The organism is Domibacillus indicus (assembly GCF_023715895.1).
Taxonomy (GTDB): domain Bacteria; phylum Bacillota; class Bacilli; order Bacillales; family Domibacillaceae; genus Domibacillus; species Domibacillus indicus_A.
This window is the reverse complement of sequence record NZ_JAMBOO010000010.1, coordinates 40,881-58,376: the sequence shown is the minus strand read 5'-3', so window position 1 is coordinate 58,376 and position 17,496 is coordinate 40,881. Positions and strand designations below refer to the sequence as shown.

The 17,496-nt window shown below is 42.0% G+C and carries 17 protein-coding genes and 1 riboswitch; of the genes, 12 read left to right on the top strand and 5 right to left on the bottom strand.

From position 1 onward, the window contains the following. The first annotated feature begins 38 nt into the window (after nt 1-38). The 4 genes from M3221_RS15135 (at nt 39) to tnpB (ending at nt 3,753) form a co-directional block, all read left to right on the top strand. Nucleotides 39-884, top strand: coding sequence for a YitT family protein (locus M3221_RS15135; protein ID WP_311316147.1), 846 nt, complete (start codon nt 39-41; stop codon nt 882-884). A gap of 180 nt (nt 885-1,064) precedes the next feature. After that, complete coding sequence (locus M3221_RS15130; protein ID WP_251272576.1) at nt 1,065-1,799, top strand: GntR family transcriptional regulator; 735 nt, start codon at nt 1,065-1,067, stop codon at nt 1,797-1,799. Nucleotides 1,800-2,068: 269 nt separating this feature from the next. Continuing rightward, nucleotides 2,069-2,269, top strand: a complete 201-nt coding sequence (locus tag M3221_RS15125; protein WP_251272575.1) for a hypothetical protein — start codon at nt 2,069-2,071, stop codon at nt 2,267-2,269. A gap of 269 nt (nt 2,270-2,538) precedes the next feature. Then, nucleotides 2,539-3,753: an IS200/IS605 family element RNA-guided endonuclease TnpB gene (gene tnpB / locus M3221_RS15120; protein WP_251272574.1), complete on the top strand. Its 1,215-nt coding sequence runs from the start codon at nt 2,539-2,541 to the stop codon at nt 3,751-3,753. Between the two features lie 1,059 nt (nt 3,754-4,812). Here the strand turns inward: tnpB and sda are convergent. Next, nucleotides 4,813-4,986, bottom strand: a complete 174-nt coding sequence (sda, locus tag M3221_RS15115) for a sporulation histidine kinase inhibitor Sda (protein WP_251272573.1) — start codon at nt 4,984-4,986, stop codon at nt 4,813-4,815. A gap of 25 nt (nt 4,987-5,011) precedes the next feature. Beyond that, a riboswitch (cyclic di-GMP riboswitch) is annotated at nt 5,012-5,096 on the bottom strand. Between the two features lie 592 nt (nt 5,097-5,688). On the opposite strand from sda, the gene M3221_RS15110 reads away from it, so the two are divergent. Continuing rightward, nucleotides 5,689-5,940, top strand: coding sequence for a hypothetical protein (locus tag M3221_RS15110; RefSeq protein WP_251272572.1), 252 nt, complete (start codon nt 5,689-5,691; stop codon nt 5,938-5,940). Continuing rightward, nucleotides 5,934-6,164 (top strand): alpha/beta fold hydrolase, encoded by a 231-nt coding sequence (locus M3221_RS15105; RefSeq protein ID WP_251272571.1) that lies wholly within the window; start codon nt 5,934-5,936, stop codon nt 6,162-6,164. The genes M3221_RS15110 and M3221_RS15105 overlap by 7 nt, the downstream gene beginning before the upstream one ends. A 455-nt stretch (nt 6,165-6,619) precedes the next feature. Here M3221_RS15105 and M3221_RS15100 read toward each other — a convergent pair whose 3' ends face one another. After that, on the bottom strand, nt 6,620-7,771 hold the full coding sequence (locus M3221_RS15100) for an RNA-guided endonuclease InsQ/TnpB family protein (protein WP_251272570.1): 1,152 nt from the start codon (nt 7,769-7,771) through the stop codon (nt 6,620-6,622). 382 nt (nt 7,772-8,153) lie between these two features. Between M3221_RS15100 and M3221_RS15095 the strand changes: the two genes are divergently transcribed. Further along, nucleotides 8,154-9,482: a GntT/GntP/DsdX family permease gene (locus tag M3221_RS15095; protein WP_251272569.1), complete on the top strand. Its 1,329-nt coding sequence runs from the start codon at nt 8,154-8,156 to the stop codon at nt 9,480-9,482. An 82-nt stretch (nt 9,483-9,564) separates the two neighbouring features. Here the strand turns inward: M3221_RS15095 and M3221_RS15090 are convergent, their stop codons facing one another. Together M3221_RS15090 and M3221_RS15085 are read right to left on the bottom strand one after the other, a co-directional pair. Then, nucleotides 9,565-10,116 carry a ClpX C4-type zinc finger protein gene (locus M3221_RS15090; protein ID WP_251272568.1) on the bottom strand — a complete coding sequence of 184 codons (552 nt, stop codon included), beginning with the start codon at nt 10,114-10,116 and terminating at the stop codon, nt 9,565-9,567. 333 nt (nt 10,117-10,449) lie between these two features. After that, nucleotides 10,450-11,295: a MurR/RpiR family transcriptional regulator gene (locus tag M3221_RS15085; RefSeq protein WP_251272567.1), complete on the bottom strand. Its 846-nt coding sequence runs from the start codon at nt 11,293-11,295 to the stop codon at nt 10,450-10,452. Between the two features lie 149 nt (nt 11,296-11,444). Between M3221_RS15085 and gnd the strand changes: the two genes are divergently transcribed. From gnd to tatC, 5 genes are all read left to right on the top strand, one after another. After that, nucleotides 11,445-12,344: a phosphogluconate dehydrogenase (NAD(+)-dependent, decarboxylating) gene (gnd, locus tag M3221_RS15080; RefSeq protein ID WP_251272566.1), complete on the top strand. Its 900-nt coding sequence runs from the start codon at nt 11,445-11,447 to the stop codon at nt 12,342-12,344. 268 nt (nt 12,345-12,612) lie between these two features. Further along, on the top strand, nt 12,613-14,235 hold the full coding sequence (locus tag M3221_RS15075) for a flavin monoamine oxidase family protein (protein WP_251272565.1): 1,623 nt from the start codon (nt 12,613-12,615) through the stop codon (nt 14,233-14,235). A 47-nt stretch (nt 14,236-14,282) separates the two neighbouring features. Beyond that, on the top strand, nt 14,283-14,825 hold the full coding sequence (locus tag M3221_RS15070) for a RidA family protein (protein ID WP_251272564.1): 543 nt from the start codon (nt 14,283-14,285) through the stop codon (nt 14,823-14,825). A gap of 28 nt (nt 14,826-14,853) precedes the next feature. Beyond that, the gene (locus M3221_RS15065; protein WP_251272563.1) at nt 14,854-15,066 is read left to right on the top strand and encodes a twin-arginine translocase TatA/TatE family subunit; all 213 of its coding nucleotides are present in this window, start codon (nt 14,854-14,856) and stop codon (nt 15,064-15,066) included. A gap of 62 nt (nt 15,067-15,128) precedes the next feature. Beyond that, nucleotides 15,129-15,854, top strand: a complete 726-nt coding sequence (gene tatC / locus M3221_RS15060; RefSeq protein WP_251272562.1) for a twin-arginine translocase subunit TatC — start codon at nt 15,129-15,131, stop codon at nt 15,852-15,854. Between the two features lie 80 nt (nt 15,855-15,934). Here tatC and gntK read toward each other — a convergent pair whose 3' ends face one another. Next, nucleotides 15,935-17,479 (bottom strand): gluconokinase, encoded by a 1,545-nt coding sequence (gntK, locus tag M3221_RS15055; RefSeq protein WP_251272561.1) that lies wholly within the window; start codon nt 17,477-17,479, stop codon nt 15,935-15,937. Between the last annotated feature and the right edge of the window lie 17 nt (nt 17,480-17,496).

Below are 17,496 nucleotides of genomic sequence, written 5' to 3'. Positions count from 1 at the left end.
CCGTTTTGGTAAAAAGGAGGCGGGCATGACGATGAAATCTGTATTTTTTCAGTAAACCGATCCGACACTTTAAAACAGCAGGGGAACTGACAGGCCTGACAATTGCCTGCTTCTTATTTGCATTCGGCACCAATCAGCTGCTGACGCCAGCTGAACTTCTGGCTGGCGGACTGGGTGGTGTTTGTGTGATTTTTTATCATTTATTTGGGTGGCCAATTGGTACTCAGTATTTTTTATTCAACGTGCCGCTGCTTGTACTTGGGTATCTTCATATTGGCAAAAAGTTTATTGTGTATACTATTTATTCGGTGATCGTTTCTTCCATTTTCTTTGATTGGATACCGGTTGAGCCGATATGGACAGAAGATGTGATGCTGAATGCGGTTTTCGGTGCTATTATTTCAGGAATCGGCGCTGCCGTTATACTGAGGCTGGGTGGATCTGTTGGCGGTTTGGACATTTTATCCCGGGTGATGGCCAAGTACTTTAATATAACGATAGGAAAGTTCGGGCTGATTTTCAGTGCGTGCATCGTCCTAATTTCAGCGCTCCTATTCGATGCCCAGTCTGCTATGTATACCATTATTTCTTTTTTTGTCGGCACGAAAACATATGATGCGATTTTGAGTATTGCTGAAAAAAGCACGGTGTTGATTGTGACGGACCAGGGAGATGAAATTTCTTCTACATTAAACCGTCTTTTTAACCGGGGCATCACTTCCTGGAAGGCATATAGTGATGCGGAAAGAACGGTGCTGCTGTGTGTGATTATTAATATTGAATGGTCGGAATTAATTCGTGTCGTAAAAGAAGTAGATGGAGATTCATTTGTAACGTCTGTTCCTACCCGAAAAACATTCGGCCGTTTTCATGTGGATTGGTAAGGAGAAAGAATAAACCAGCATAAGAAAAAGCAGAGCGGCTCCTTATTCCAAAGGAACCGCTTTTTTCTAACACTTATCCTTTTTCCAATAAACCGTTTTCTTTCTCAATATGTTCTATCTAATATATACTGATATAACAAGAAAGTCATTTTTATATAATGGACGAAGTTGGTGGTAAAGATGTTGAATAAATCAGAAGAGAATACGCCTTATTATCAGCAAATAAGAGAAATGCTGCTCGAGGAAATCAAAAGCGGAAAGTTAAAACACGGTGATAAAATCCCTTCTGAAAGAGAGCTGTCCGAAACATTAAAAATCAGCAGAATGACCATCCGCCATGCCATTGACCTTTTAGAAAGAGAAGGGGTTGTCGAGCGGCGTCCGCGGGTCGGCACGTTTGTGGCAAACCGCCGGATCAGATGGAACTTTATCACCGTCAACAGCTTTACAAAAGGAATGATTGATAAAGGGTTTAAGCCTTCTACAAAAAAAATACATATGCTTTTCGAAAAAGCAGATGAACATCTAGCAAAAGTTCTTGATGTTGATGTAGGGGAAGAAGTTTTTTCTTTGAAACGGCTGAGAATCGTAGATGAAATTCCCATTGCGATTGAATTGAGCCAGATTCCTTATAAATACTGCGAAGGAATTGAAAAATACATGGAGGATAATGCTTCTTTGTACGAGGTATTAGCCCAGAAATATGGAATCCAATTGAAAAAACAAAAACAACGCATGAAAATTTCCTACTCTAACTCATCTGAAAGCAAACTGCTGCAGCTTAAACCGGAAAGCCCATGTTTATGGATTCAAGGCACAACCCACGATATGTCAGGCCGTATTATCGAATACACAAATGGATTAGCAAGAGGAGATCTTGTTGAATTTTACTCAGAGCCGACCAATCCTTCTTAACCTGCCTGCAGGACGGACAAGAAAGAATAGCTATTTTAATCTTTCGTATACATGTATATGAGTATGCTTATATACATGTATATTTGTATCTATGTAGATTTGAAAGGCGCTATAAATATATGAAAAGAAGCTCCTATTTAGCCAGGGGCTTTTTTTTGTGGACATTTATCATTGTTCATAAAAAAGGAGCTCCGCTGTAATGAAAAGGAATAGTAAATAGAAATCTGGCATATGAATAAAATAAGCTGAAAATAATAGGGGGATATACGATGAATGTTCACAGTGAAAAGCCTGTATACTATAACGGTTACGGCTTAGACAAATTAGCACCAATAAATAAAAAAGCCTACAAAGAGTTTGTAGTTAAACCTAACCATATACGAGATGAAGGAAGCATCTCTTCTTTTCCCTATTTCCCTTATATGAAGAAGTTAACAGTTGATAAAGGATCCCCAAATACGATTTCTTGAAAATAAACAGGGGTGATCCAAAATGATTCTTATTTAAAAGAAATACAAAAAGCTGCAGCAGCCACTGCAGCTTTTTTTCATTTCTGCCACATGGTTTGACATTTCTACAAACTGCGTAGACTTTTTATCATCTTCGGCGAGAACACCCCACTTCAAGCTTGCTAAGTGGGGGATGAATCGTTGCTCTTTCAGTCATTCTTTTTCCTTGAACGCTCTATTGCTAAAATGGTATAATTAGGTAGAGAACAAATGTTCAGGGGGTGAGGAAAGTGATAAAAACCAAAAAAGATGAAAAAAAGAACCTTCATTTTAAAGCCTTTCGGTTTAAAATCCATCCAAGTGACGAGCAAAAACAACTGATTAACCAAACGGTCGGCTGCTGCCGGTTTGTCTACAATTATATATTAAATGAAAACATCAAGAGTTTCGAAAAAACAAAAAAACGGTATACAGAAACAGCCGCCAAAAAGCTCCTCCCTGGGCTAAAAGAAACGTTCAAATGGTTGTCTGGTTCTGACAGTATTGCTCTTCAGGCAAGCATTGAATATCAGTACGAAGGATTCAAAAAATATAAGGAACAGCCGAAAAAAGAATTAAAAAAACGAGCCGCAAAAAAATGTGCAGAAGGCTATACGCCAACGGCGTATGACTTTAAGGGCCATCCGACATTCAAAAGCAAGAAAAACCCGGTCCAAAGTTACACAACCAAAATGACAAATAACAATATTAAAATCGTGGACAATCGCATTCAGCTGCCGAAACTCGGCTGGATTCGTTTTTCAAAGTCCCGTGATATCGAAGGAAACATTAAGCGTGTCACCGTGCGCCGAAGCCACACCGGCCGGTATTCGATTTCGGTTATCTGCGAGATGCCATATTCGCCCTACAAAGCAAGCACAGCTGATGCCATTGGGATCGATCTGGGATTAAAAGAGTTTGCCGTGCTCTCCAACGGCGAATTCATTGCCAACCCGAAACACTATCAAAAATACGAAAAGCGGTTAGCCTTTCTTCAGCGTGCGTTTGCACGTAAAAAAGAAGGTTCGAAATCGTGGGGGAAAAATAAAGCCCAGATTGCTAAACTGCACGAAAAAATCAAACACACAAGAGAAGATTTTCTTCACAAGCTGACGACCAGGCTCGTTCATGAAAACCAAGTGATCGCAGTGGAGAATTTGTCAGTAAAGAATCTCATCCAAAACAAAAAACTAAGCAAGGGGATTCACGATGCGTCATGGTCAAGGTTCAACGAAATGCTCGCCTACAAAGCGAAGTGGTACGGACGGACAATTATAAAAGTCGATCCGTTCTTCCCATCAAGCCAGCTCTGTTCCGGGTGTGGCTACCAGCATAAGGAGGTGAAAAATCTCGCTGTCCGGGTGTGGGAGTGTCCGTCCTGCGGTGTGCGTCACGACCGAGACCTGAATGCGAGCCTGAATATTAAAAAAGAAGCCCTTCGGCTTCTTTCACTTCAGTCTATTTAAGCTTGGTCATAAAACCGTTGGAATACGGGGTTAGCCTGATTACTGGGGGTCGAAGATCCTCTTGCCCAGGAATCCCCCACTTCAACCGTCAGGTAAGTGGGCGGTAGTTCAAAAAATACTACGCCTGCCTTCATAAGGGCCCGTTTGATCAGCTAGTAAACCAGTGGGATCTTCTGTTGCTTAATGGAATGTCAGAACATTGATTTACTAGAAGACCCATCGTGAGACTCTCACTAACAAAAGTAAAAAATTTTAATTTAAGCAGAGCTTTTTTCTGCTGAGCCTGTCGTTTTTCTTCAATATCCAGTAAATCATGCACGAAAAGCTCTTTCAGTGAAAACAGCATTAGGTTATCCTTATCACTCAATAACAAGACATTATAGGACAGTTGTTTCTTAATGCTGCTGCGAAAGTGACAAAATGGGAAAGAGGAACAGGGCTTGGTTTATATACAAGCACCTGTTTCTGCGATCAGGGGTAAACCTCTTCTAAGGTGTCGATTTACGGGATAAATAAAAAGGATATAGCTGGGTTCCTTCTATGTAAGGATTATATATGTAGGGAGCGCTTAATTTTCTTTAAGTTTATTGGATGATGACACCACGATCGCTTAAAAGAAATTTTGATTAGTTGTTAACATGTCGGCATAGCGTGTCCAGCACATATGCTTCAATCAAGTTTTGATCAGCCCTTCCCTTTCATAAAGGCATCATCTTTTCGCGGTGTTACCGGCTATTAAGAACAGTCATAATTTAAAATGTAATATACTAGATTCAGGAGCTGGAAGATCCGCATTTTCTGTCGATATCTGACGAGATGATGTATAAATCTATGAATCCCTATCAAAAAACGTGTCTCATCTTTAAAGAATGAACATTTAATCCATTGCAAAGTCTTTCTCCAATAACGGTTTTCCTCTATTAAATAATAAATCTTTTAAAATATGTTTCACGTGAAACAATTTTGATAGATTTATAGATTTGGAACCTTTACAGTACAACTAGCTAGGTTTCTTAGTTGTCTGAAAAGGTGAGGAGGCTTACGAGAGAAAAAAGCAAACTACCTGCTAGTTACCGCTACATAAGCTTCTAAAGAGGGCGGGCCTACAAAAATAAGTCCTCTTGCCGCCATTTCTGTTTCAAGCAGATAAATAAAATCAGGCGTTAATTTTAAACGTAATGCATCCATGTAAGCTTCTATTAAATACTCATCCGCAATGTCTATTTTACGCAACGTGCCTGCTCCTCCTCTATGATTACGAGGCAGTTCAGCCATCTTAGTCTTTCGACCGTAGATCTGAAACTTTGCGTCCCAGCCTTTCGACTGGTTTGCCTTTTTCTGCTTTTCTTAATAAAAAGGTAAACAAAAATAAATCAACAAAAGTCTATTTATCATTTTACAAAAACAGCTCCAAAATGTCATTTTTTAAAATGAAAATTCACAAAAAAGTAAATGATTCACCTTTTTAACAGATATGTACCAGAAAAAAGAATAAAATGAGCAGAGAAAGAAGGCGAAAGGAGAAAGGGAATGCAAGAGAACATGATGACTCTGTCGGATGGAAGAAAGCTTGGCTTTTGGGAGTATGGTGACAAACAGGGGATTCCGGTTTTTTTGTTTCATGGCACACCGGGTTCAAGAATTTGATTTTTAAAAGAGGATGACATAGCGAATACGCTTGGTATCCGTTTTATAGCGACCGATAGGCCAGGATACGGGTTATCCGATCAAAAAAAGCATTGCAGTGTTCTCGACTAAGCAGACGATATAGCCGAACTGGCTGATTTTTTAAAGACAGAGTCGTTTTCTGTTTTAGGGGTGTCTAGAGGAGGTACTTATGCAGCAGCTGTTTCTTATCGCTTTCCTGAACGAACTCGATTGTGTGTACTTGTTTCATCAGCGACTCCTTTTCATGCGGGAAAACCTCCTAAAGATATGTCAAAAGAAAACCGAATTGCTTTTTTTCTGCCCAAACATGCTCCATGGATATTAAAAAAGATCACCAGTTCTCAGAAAAAAATGATAGATCGTGATCCTGACAAGTATAAAGCAGCCCTCCAAAAAGGAGGACAGCATTTACCGGGATGGGACAACCGCCAGCTAACGCAAGAGGAAGTACTCGACAGTACGATTCTTCATTTAAAAGAAGCCTACCGTCAGGGAGTGGAAGGTGCACAAGGTTGCTGACGGAAAACGGGGTATTCAGCCTTAGCAATATTCAGGTTCCGGTTCATATTTGGCATGGTGAAGAGGATACATTGTCACTTGTCAGTGAAGTGAAAAAGATGGCTGGCCGATTTTGGGCGGTTACATCCCATTATATAAAGGGTGGAGGTCATTTTCTTACAGAAGAAGAACAGATATGGAATGAAATTCTCCAAACCATTTTAAAGAAAGCAGCGTTTAAATAGCATGGGTATGCCTGATTTCGATATGCCTCTCGCATTTTAGTCAGGCTCATAACACGATATTGCTGATCGTCAAGCAGATGACTGGGTTGATCCAGAGAACGGCCTGACAAACGAAAAGCAAACAAACCAATCTTCTTTTTTAATTGGAAAAGCCCTGGCGTATATTTATTACGCAAGGGCCTTTTTAGCATGATCAAAAATAAAGGCAGAACTCCGGTTGAAAAGAGACGCCCCATTCACCATCTTAGAGGAATGCCGAGTGAACCTCTCCAACTAATTGCTGCGCAATTTGATGGAGCATCTCTGCCAGAGACATGAAAAAACATACTCTGACTTCATTGATTTTCCTGCTTCATCGATATCTGCCCTGTTCTTCCGAACAGGGTCTTACATCATCTCCACAGGCGTTGTTTTATACTGTTCGGGCGGGACCTCGACCTACAGTTGTAAAGGAATTATATTGACGGAATGAGTCCTATCTGTACCAGCCCAGCTTTTTCAATGTTTAAGGCAGCATTATGGTCGCGGTCCAGCACAAGACCGCAGTCCGGACAGGAATGCGTTCGGATAGAAAGGGATTTTTTTACCCTTTTTCCGCAGCCCGAGCAGTCCTGGGTGGTGAAATGCGGCTTCACTTTGACCAGCTGGCCGCCATTGCGCTCGCATTTGTACGCCAGAAACTGGCGGAACATTCCCCATCCAGCATCATGAATCGATTTGGACACTTTCCGGTTTTTTACCAGATTACGGATGTTCAAATCCTCTACACAAACGACACTGTAGGTGTTTGCCAGGCGGAACGCTGTTTTATGCAGGAAATCCTTCCGCTGGTTCGCTATCCTGGCATGAAGCTTCTGTAGCCTAGTCACTTGTTTTTGCCAGTGTGAGGAGCCTTTTTTCTTTCTTGAAAGTTTCTTCTGGGCACGCTTGAGCTTTTTCTCCTCCTTACGGAGAAAGCGTGGGTTTGGAATCTCTTCGCCGTTCGACAGAACGGCAAATTTCTTGATGCCGACATCAACGCCGGCTGTTTTAGAGGATTGATGGATAACCTGCGGCGGGTCTGCCTGTCTTTCGACACAGAAAATAGCAAACCAGTGCTCGTTTTGGCGCTTAATGATCACCTGTTTGACTTTGCCATCCAGTTTCCGGTGGAGGCGGATATCCACTAAGCCCAGTTTAGAAATGAGGAGCTTTCCTCCTTTTCCGAAGGAAACGGCCCGCCGGACAGTATGAACTTTTCCTTTTTTATCTTTTTGTTTACTCAGGCCAAACTGTGTAAATGTAATCGAGTGGTAGTCTTTATGTTTTTTTATCTTAGGGTAGCCGGCTTCTTTTTTGAAGAATTGATCAAACGCTTTTCCCAGCCTGTCCAGTGTTTCCTGAAGGGGCTGAGAAGGCACTTTTTTAAGGTATGGATGATGCTTCTTGGATAGTGTTAACAGGGTACTGAGATCAGATTTAGCCAGGTTTTTCTTATTCTTTTGGTAGGCTCTTTGTTTATCGAGAAGAGCGGAATTATACTGCTGGCGGCAGAGGTTGACCCATGAGTGAAGCGTGCTTTTTTGTTCTTCAGTCGGAAAAATTTCGAACCGGTAATTCAACATCATCTCGATTCACCTCCAGTATTTAACAAATACAGTATACCAAAAAGGAAACATACGTTTCAACTACTAAGCAGCAAACACAAAAAAGCGGCCATTCATCTCCTACTAATTGCGGAGCAATTTGAAGGAGTCTTCTGGCCGTTAATGCGATAAAAAATGATTGTAAATTGCACCAGCTTTTTTCGGCTGCTCGAGTATCCAGGCAGCAGAAAGAAGAGAAATCAAAAAAATTTTTCATAATTTCACTCTTTAAACCCAAAATAAAGAAATATTTTTTCTGTATTATTGTTGATTTCAAAAATATTTTTTCGTATAATGAGTCCATCGGTTGAAAATGCTTACATTATCAACCGGAAATGTATTACAGTATAAAGGTGGTATTTCAATGGACGCTTATTTATTAATTGTAACGCTGCTATCAATTGTTCTCGTTATTATCGGCGTTTCTTGGTTTAAATGGCATGCGTTTATAAGTTTAACCGTAGCCAGTTTGTTTTTAGCTGTTCTTTCCGGTTTATCATGGGACAAAATTGTAAGCGCTTATGAGACGGGAGTCGGCGGGGTACTGGGGCATTTAGTTGGTATTTTAGCTCTTGGTACAATCTTGGGGAAAATGCTTTCTGAATCCGGTGCCGGACTGCAGATTGCAAACTATTTTGTAAAGGTTTTCGGTGAGAAAAAACTTCCGTGGGCGATGTTTTTCTCAGGATTTATCATTGGGATTCCTGTCTTTTTTGAAGTCGGCATTTTAATTTTGCTGCCGCTTGTCATTTCAATTCAAAAAGCTACAAAGAAAAATATTTTATTAATTGCACTTCCAGGGATCGCTGGCTTATCTGTTGTGCACGGCCTCGTGCCTCCGCATCCAGGTGCGATTGCAGCAATCGGCATTTATGGCGCTGATTTAGGAAAGGTACTGCTGTACTCTTTAATCATTGCACTGCCAGCTGGTATTATCAGTGGTCCTTTGTTTGCAAAGTTCATTTACAAGCGGGTTATGCCAAAAGGAGAGCCGAGCTTAGTAACGGTAGAACAAAAAGATCCTGCTTCTCTTCCAAGCGTAGGAATTTCATTCTTATCTATTTTACTGCCTGTTATTTTGATGATCATTGGCACCGCAGCGCCGTATGCCGGACTGCCTGGACAAGCCGAACAAATTTTAGCTTTTATCGGCAGTCCGCTTGTTGCCCTTTTAATTTCTTGTTTCGCTGCTTACTATTTCCTTGGTTTCCGCCAGGGGATGGACCGCGACACAATCAAGAGATTTACAGAGGAATGCATTCTGCCAGTTGGCTCTATTCTTTTAATTATTGGAGCGGGCGGTGCGTTTAAACAAGTTCTGATTGACAGCGGAGTAGGCGCAACAATTGGTGATATGTCACAAGGATTATCTCTATCGCCGCTTTTACTGGCGTTTATGATTGCTGGCTTAATCCGGATTGCAACCGGCTCTGCCACGGTAGCTCTTACAACGGCAGCAGGTATCGTATCACCGATCATTGCCGGTATGCCGGATGTAAACCTTGAACTGCTTGTTATTGCAACAGGCGCTGGTTCCTTAATGTTCTCTCATGTAAATGATGCAGGCTTCTGGATGGTAAAAGAATATTTAGGATTAACTGTCGAAGAAACGTTTAAAACATGGACGGTTCTTGAAACTGTTCTTTCTTTTACGGCATTTGCCGGTGTCTTGATCGTCAGCATGTTCGTTTAATAAAAGTGAAGAGTGAAGATCGAAAAAAACCCTGGGAATCCAGGGCTTTTTTTATGATTTTACATACATATAATGAATTTGATTAAATCACGTTTTTGCCAAATTCCAAACAGCCCGCACAAATTGAAACACCTGGCCCGACCGCTAATACACCCACTTCACTGATGCTTTTTTGGCAAAAAGAACAAGTTTCCGTATAAGATGTGTTTGCTGCTGGCGTGTTTTCTACAGCTTGCTGGGGTTGTGAGTCAATCACTTCTTTGCCGAAATCCAGACACTCTATACAGATGGAAACTCCGGGTCCTAATGCTAACGCATCCACTTCATTTCTGCTTTTTTCACAAAAAGAACAAGTTTCCGTATAATCATGCTTCGTTGATGGTGTATTTTCTACTTTAGTCATGGCATCAAACAAACGTTCAATAAATTCAGGCTGTATATACTCTGCATGTCCCTTTACCTTCTGCTCAATCGTCGAGTAGGCAAGCGCCATTCCTTCATAAAAAGATTTTCTTTCCGGCACTTCGCTTTTAGCGGCTTCATCCTCACATAATTGCTGCAGCATTTGCAATCCCTCTACTGTGGCTTTTACTTCCGTGCCCTGGAACATGTTCATTCGAATATGTTGATCCATTTCAGCCGCCCTTTCCCAAAGGAATCGTGCAAACAGAATCGCTTGCACAGCTATTTATTTCTTGGTGAATAGGAAAATTCCTTCTTATTTGAACGAAAAGAGCTGCTATGGGGATCAAGCAAAACATTGGTCAGACAGAAGTACTTTCTTTTTAACGCAGTTGCATGCAAAGCTCCTGCATGAAAACAAATACCACTGTACATAATGTAAGTAGTAAAGAAACCACTTTTATCTGTGAGAGTTGTTTGAAAGAAAAGCCATATTTTTTTCCTATGGCCTTTCTCATGGAAAGGGCTTTCATTTTGACGGTTGAGTAACCGTCTGCTAAGCCGGTTAAATTCTCGTTTCAGAAATGGAGTCGCGGATTTTATCGAGTGCTTTATTCGCATTGTATTTGTTCAGTACCATGATATTTACATAAAGGGCATCAATAATGCTCAGCTGTCCAATCCGGGAAGAAAGGGCTTCAGAACGAAAATCCGTTTCTTCGGAGCTTGTGAATAGCGCAACATCGACATTCTGGCCGATAAACGACTTCGGATAGCCTGTGATACCGATCGTTTTTGCCCCATTTTTTTTCGCTGTTTTTAAAATATTAATCGTATCTTTGTTCGTTCCGGAATGCGAAATCACAACAGCTACGTCCTTTTCTGTCAGTTGGGAAGCGGACATCAGCTGGTAGTGGGAATCGACGAATGAGAACGCTTTAATTCCTGTGCGGATAAATTTATGATAAGCGTCCATGGCAATGACCATAGAGCCGCCGACACCGTAAAATTCTATTTTCGCTGCATGAAGAAGCAGGGACACAGCTTGATGAAGCGCATTTTCATTGAGCAAATGCAGTGTGTTTTCGAGCGTCTGGATATTGGATTGGAAAATCTTTTTTGTGATGGTTTGTTCATCATCATTTTCTGATATTTCTTCATGTATTTGTTGAATCGGTTCCATAATTTCAGAAGCGAGGGCAATTTTCATCGCCTGATATCCTTTAAATCCAATTCGTTTGCAAAACCGAAATACCGTTGCATCCGCAACATGCAGATCTTCTGCTAGTTCGTTAATCGTAATATGAATAATTTTTTCAGGGTTTTGTAAAATGTAATCCGCTACCTTTTTTTCTTTTGCACTTAACCTTGCATAATAGGAGCGAATTCTTGCCATACATTGTTGTGCCACTGAAGCCCCTCCTTATAAACTGTTTTATAACATCAGTATAGCATAAGAAAAGAAGTAAAAAATATTTCTTGAAAGGGTTTTATTTAAGAAAAAATTTTTATATAATTTAAGATAAGGATGAAAATTATTTTCAAAGGAGCTTATCACATATGCATATTGGTTTAGTCGGGCTCGGCAAAATGGGCTTTCAGTTAGGGTTGAACTTAATGGAGCATGGTCATGAAATTACGGCTTTTGATGTAAACCAGGAAGCAAGAGAAAAAATGAGTGGAGAAGGGGCACAAACAGCTTCTTCTATTGAAGAGCTGGTTGCCAGCCTGCCAAGTCCGAAAGTGGTCTGGATCATGGTACCGTCCGGCAAGATTACAGAAGGAGTCGTTCATGAAGCAGCGTCCCTGTTAACCGAAGGCGATATTGTCGTTGAAGGCGGAAACTCTCATTACAAAGATTCTATGCAGCGCGCAGAACAGTTAGCAAAGCGCGGTATTCACTTTTTAGACGTCGGCACAAGCGGTGGCACGTCCGGTGCAAGAAATGGGGCCTGCATGATGGTCGGCGGTGAACAGTCCGCTTTTGAACAGTTAGAATCTGTATTCCGGGACATTTGCGTTGAAAACGGCTATTTGTATACAGGAAAGAGCGGCAGCGGACACTTTTTGAAAATGATCCACAATGGAGTGGAATATGGCATGATGCAGGCGATTGCAGAAGGCTTTGAGCTGCTGGAAAAAAGCGATTTCGGCTATGATCACGAACAAGTGGCCAGAGTGTGGAACCACGGCTCAGTTATTCGTTCATGGCTGATGGAACTGACACAAAATGCATTTTCAAAAGATCCGAAGCTTGAAGGCATTAAAGGCATTATGCATTCATCTGGAGAAGGAAAATGGACAGTTGAAACGGCTCTTGAGCTGCAGGCAGCCGCGCCTATTACGGCTTTGTCTTTAATGATGCGCTACCGCTCGCTTGAAGAAGACACATTCTCAGGAAAAGTGGTCGCATCTTTGCGAAATGAATTCGGCGGACACAGCGTTGAAAAAAGCAATTAATCACGTAAAGTAAATGTGCAAATAAAAATCATATTCATATACAAGAAAAAGCTTTTTCTCTTTTTTGGATGAGAATTGCTTTTTCTTTTTTTTTGTTCATTTAGGACTCATTTTATAAACCTTAAAGTGATTTGTTTTACATATTTTCACTATTAATAATAATTATAGCTTTTTAGAAAAATTGTGATATTTTCTAACAAATGTGTAGATATGGAAAAATATAACCTCTATTATACTCTTATTCCAAGTGATAAAAGGGGGAAACAAAGTGACAAAAGAACAAAAAAGCTTAACAAGGAGAGATTTCCTGAATCAAGTAGGGAAAGTAGGAGGAGCCGTTGCCGTATTTGGAGCAATGGAATCCTTAGGGTTTTTTGCTTCTCCTGTGATGGCAAGCGCCAGCAGCTATCGCCCTCCGTCCAAAAGTGACCTTTCCCAGTCAGGGAAAATGGGCAAAAAAGTCATTATCCTCGGAGCCGGTATTGCCGGAATGACAGCCACTTATGAACTTGGAAAAGCAGGGTATGACTGTCATATTCTCGAAGCGAGAGGCCGAACAGGAGGACGGAACTGGACCGTGCGAAACGGAACACAAGAAACCGAAATCGGCGGGGTTAAACAAACAGCTAAATTTGACAAAGGCCTTTATTTTAACGCCGGCCCTGCCCGAATTCCCCAGCATCATGTAACCGTGGATTATTGTAAAGAGCTCGGGGTTCCACTTGAAGTGTTTTGTAACGTAAATGAATATGCTTATTATTATCAGGAAAATGTGGGTGGTCTCGCAAACCAGAGAATCCGGAAGCAGGCCATTAAAGCAGACACACGCGGATTTGTATCCGAGCTGTTAGCAAAAGCAGTCAATAAGTCTGCACTTGACCAGGAGCTAACGAAAGAAGACAGGGAAAAATTAATGGATTACCTGAAACGTGAAGGTGATTTGTCTTCCGAGTACATCTACAAAGGCTCAAGCCGCCGCGGATATACAGAACTCCCAGGTGCAGGCCTCCAGCCAGGAACTATCGGCACACCCTATACATCTAGTGAACTTCTTCAATCAGGAATGATGAACAACTTCAACTCAGAATACTCCTTCACTCAACAACCTATGATGTTCCAGCCCGTAGGTGGGATGGATCAGATTCCAAAAGCACTTGAACGACAGCTTCCAGGCAAAATTACGTTTGAAGCGGAAGTACAAGAAATTCGGCAGTCCCCAGAGGGCACGCGGGTAGTATACAAGACCAAAGGAAAAACACAAGAAATAAGCGGAGATTACTGCATCTGTACGATCCCGCTGCCTGTTCTAAAAAATATAAAAGCAGATTTCACAGGCGAAATGAAAAATGCGATCAAAAGCATCAACTACGCAACAACAGGCAAAATCGGCCTTCAATTTAAAAATCGTTTCTGGGAGCAGGAAGACCGCATTCTGGGCGGCATTACAACAACCAATATGGATATCTCCCAAATCTGGTATCCATCTTCTGACTTTTTAACACAAAAAGGAATTGTAGTCGGCTACTATAATTTCGGTCAAAATGCAGTCGATGTGGGCAGCCGATCCATCGCCCAGCGTCAATCGCATGCTTTGGCTCAGGGTGGAAAAATACATAAGCAATATGCTGATGAATTTGAAACCTCTTTTTCACTTGCATGGCACAAAATCAAATACAACGAAGGTGGATGGGCAGAATACTCTGCTTCTGATTTGAAAAATTATTATCCAATTTTAAATCAGCCGCAAGGCCGTATTTACCTTGCCGGTGAACACCTCAGCTACATGACGGGATGGATGGCTGGTGCCTTCGAATCGGCAAGAACAGTCGTCAGCCAGATTCATGAGAAAGTGCTGAAAGAAAGCGGTCCGGTACCTTCGATCGCGGGGTAATGAATGCTCCGGCTGTTATTTTACCTTTTATAAATGGAGGAAGAAAAATGAAAAAATCACTAAAAACCACGATTGCCTCGGTTGTAATTGGAGCAAACGTTATTGCTGGATTTTCGATTGCCTCGGCGATGAGTGAAAAAGAAGAGTTAAAATCGAATGAAGTAACGTTTTTTGGCACCCCGTCTTCCTCTATTTCCAGTTCAGTGGCCATTCCTTCTTCTTATGGCCAGCTACTGTTTAGCGGGACTGTTCCGCCTTTGTTGAATAAAGATGGTGCGACGACGTATGAACGATACGGGGATACCAAAACGCAGGCTATCGGTATATTAAAGAATTTAGAAACGCAGCTGAAAGCGAAAGGACTCACACTTGCGGATGTAACATATTTGCGTGTGTATGTAGTATCAGATCCGAATAAGGGCGGAAAACCGGACTATCAAGGGTGGTTTGACGCGTACGGACAGTTTTTTAATACAAAAGAAAATCCAATTAAAACGGCACGTTCTACCGTGGGCGTCGACAGCCTGGTGAATTCAGACTGGCTCATTGAAATTGAAGCGGTTGTGGCTTACAAAAATAAAAACAAATAAAACATGTTTATGAGAGGAGCAGATTTGCATGCTGCAAAATATCGGTGTTCCAGGTTTAGTGTTAATCTTAATCATCGCCCTTGTAATCTTCGGCCCTTCGAAATTGCCGGAGATCGGCCGGGCGTTTGGCCGTACATTGAGCGAGTTTAAAAGTGCCACAAAAAATTTAGTGGAAGAGGAAGAAGAAAAAAAGCCTGAGCTGACAACGTTGGAGAAAAAAGAGAAATCAGCGGTTTCATAAGAGACATGTAGACGAGGAAACTCGTCTACATCTTTTTTTAGCAAAAGATAGGAGGTGGTTGGATGGAAAACAAGAATGCTCATCTAATCGAACATTTAGAAGAACTTCGCCAGCGGATTATTAGGACCTTAATTGCTTTTCTCTTTTTTCTTATTCTTGCTTTTGTTTTTGTCGAGGATATTTATAATTGGCTGATCAAAGACCTGGACGGAAAACTGGCAATCCTAGGGCCGAGTGATATTCTATGGGTCTATATGGTCATCTCGGGTGTATGTGCGATTGCTGCAACGATTCCTGTTGCTGCCTATCAAACCTGGCGCTTTGTCGCTCCTGCTTTAACAAAGGAAGAAAGCCGGGTTGCCCTTCATTTTATACCGGGTTTATTTCTTCTGTTTCTTACCGGCATTGCATTTGGTTATCTTATTTTGTTTCCAATCGTGTTAAACTACCTGACTACGCTGTCATCTGGCCACTTTGAGGCGATGTTTACAGCGGATCGCTATTTCCGTTTTATGCTGCACTTAACACTGCCATTTGGCTTTTTATTCGAAATGCCTCTCGTTGTGATGTTTTTAACAAGACTCGGCATTATTAATCCAATGAGGCTGGCCAAAGCGAGAAAGCTTTGTTATTTTGCACTCATTGTCGTGTCCATTTTAATTACGCCGCCTGATCTGATTTCAGACGTTTTGGTTATCATTCCCCTGCTGCTTTTATATGAAGTAAGCATCACAATTTCAAAGGTGGTGTACAGAAAACGGCTGATCAGCGAAGTTTCTGTTCCCTAAAGGAAGAGCAGCAACGTACAAATAAGAGAAGCGGCCTGTTCAGGAGAACGAGCCGCTTCTTTTTAGGCGTTTACATCACCTTATTTAATCCATTTTTGCTGGAACTCGGCAATAAGGCCGTATTCATTTTCAAGTGCACGTGCCACGCGAATATAAACCGACATAAGATCCTGATAAACCTCTACGTTTTCCGGATTTGGCTGGTGGCTGTGTGTGCTGCCGACCCACTCTGACATAATAGAGAAATCATCAATTTCCCCAAGCGCGTACATACCTAATACGATCGCACCAAGGCAGGAGCTTTCAAAGCTTTCCGGCACAGTCACTTCCTGATCAAAAATATCGGCCATCATTTGACGCCACAGCTCAGAGCGGGCAAATCCACCTGTTGCCTGAATTTGCTTCGGCACGCCAATGACTTCCTGAAGGGCAAGCATAACCGAATACAAGTTCAAGATCACCCCTTCTAAAACAGCTCGGATCATATGCTCGCGCTTGTGGTGCAGGCTGAGACCGAAAAAGGAGCCTCTTGCGTTTGGATTCCAAAGCGGTGCCCGCTCACCAGCCAAATAAGGATGAAACAGAAGACCATCCGAACCTGGTGCTACACGAGAAGCAATTTTAGTCAGCACTTCATACGGATCAATGCCAAGCCGCTTCGCTGTTTCAATTTCGGCTGCGGCAAATTCATCCCGCACCCATCTAAACGTCATGCCGCCATTATTAACCGGCCCGCCGACAACCCAGTGATTCTCGGTCAGCGCATAACAGAAAATGCGTCCTTTCGGGTCCGTGACCGGCTTGTCTGTTACTGTACGGATAGCGCCGCTTGTTCCAATAGTTACAGCTACCACGCCCGGGTCAATAGCATTCACACCGAGGTTCGATAAAACCCCGTCACTTGCCCCTACAATAAATGGTATGTCATCAGAAATGCCGAGTTCTTCTTTGTATACCGGCTTTAAGCCTTTTAAAAAGTGAGTCGTCGGAACCGCTTTTGACAGCCGGTCCGCTGAAATACCTGCTACTTCCAGGGCTTCCTTATCCCACGTTAAGTCATGTAAATTAAACATACCCATCGCAGAGGCAATAGAATAATCAACGACATACTCACCAAACAGCTGGTAAAACACGTATTCTTTAATCCCGATAAATTTATCAGCGGCTGCAAACACATCCGGCTGATCGGTCCGCAGCCAGGCAATTTTGCAAAGAGGGGACATGGGGTGAATCGGTGTGCCTGTTCTTTTGTAAATCTCCAGCCCGTTCATTTCGTTTTTAATTTTCTCGGACCATTTGGTCGGCCGGCTGTCTGCCCAGGTGATGCAGCGTGTTAACGGTTTGCCGTTTTTGTCCATCGCAATCACACTGTGCATAGCAGAACTAAAGCTGACGAGCTTCAGCTGAGCCGGGTCAACATGTCCTTTTGTCAGAACAGTTTGGATCGTTTCAAGCACAGCCCGGAAAATTTCGTCCGGATCCTGCTCCGCAATGGATGGAGAGGGGCTGTAAAGAGGGTACTCTACATGGTGCATCTCCAGCACTTTGCCGGCTTCTCCAAATAAAACGGATTTTGTGCTGGTCGTTCCGATATCAACGCCTAGATAAAAAGATTGTTTTGACATATTCATAGTCTCCTTTA

Excerpts from the sequence above, each read along its gene's own strand:
- M3221_RS15130 (WP_251272576.1), top strand. The coding sequence starts at position 1,065 with ATGTTGAATAAATCAGAAGAGAATACGCCTTATTATCAGCAAATAAGA.
- M3221_RS15125 (WP_251272575.1), top strand. The coding sequence starts at position 2,069 with ATGAATGTTCACAGTGAAAAGCCTGTATACTATAACGGTTACGGCTTA.
- M3221_RS15110 (WP_251272572.1), top strand. The coding sequence starts at position 5,689 with ATGTCAAAAGAAAACCGAATTGCTTTTTTTCTGCCCAAACATGCTCCA.
- M3221_RS15100 (WP_251272570.1), bottom strand. The coding sequence starts at position 7,771 with ATGATGTTGAATTACCGGTTCGAAATTTTTCCGACTGAAGAACAAAAA.
- M3221_RS15095 (WP_251272569.1), top strand. The coding sequence starts at position 8,154 with ATGGACGCTTATTTATTAATTGTAACGCTGCTATCAATTGTTCTCGTT.
- M3221_RS15090 (WP_251272568.1), bottom strand. The coding sequence starts at position 10,116 with ATGGATCAACATATTCGAATGAACATGTTCCAGGGCACGGAAGTAAAA.
- gnd (WP_251272566.1), top strand. The coding sequence starts at position 11,445 with ATGCATATTGGTTTAGTCGGGCTCGGCAAAATGGGCTTTCAGTTAGGG.
- M3221_RS15070 (WP_251272564.1), top strand. The coding sequence starts at position 14,283 with ATGAAAAAATCACTAAAAACCACGATTGCCTCGGTTGTAATTGGAGCA.
- M3221_RS15065 (WP_251272563.1), top strand. The coding sequence starts at position 14,854 with ATGCTGCAAAATATCGGTGTTCCAGGTTTAGTGTTAATCTTAATCATC.
- tatC (WP_251272562.1), top strand. The coding sequence starts at position 15,129 with ATGGAAAACAAGAATGCTCATCTAATCGAACATTTAGAAGAACTTCGC.
- gntK (WP_251272561.1), bottom strand. The coding sequence starts at position 17,479 with ATGTCAAAACAATCTTTTTATCTAGGCGTTGATATCGGAACGACCAGC.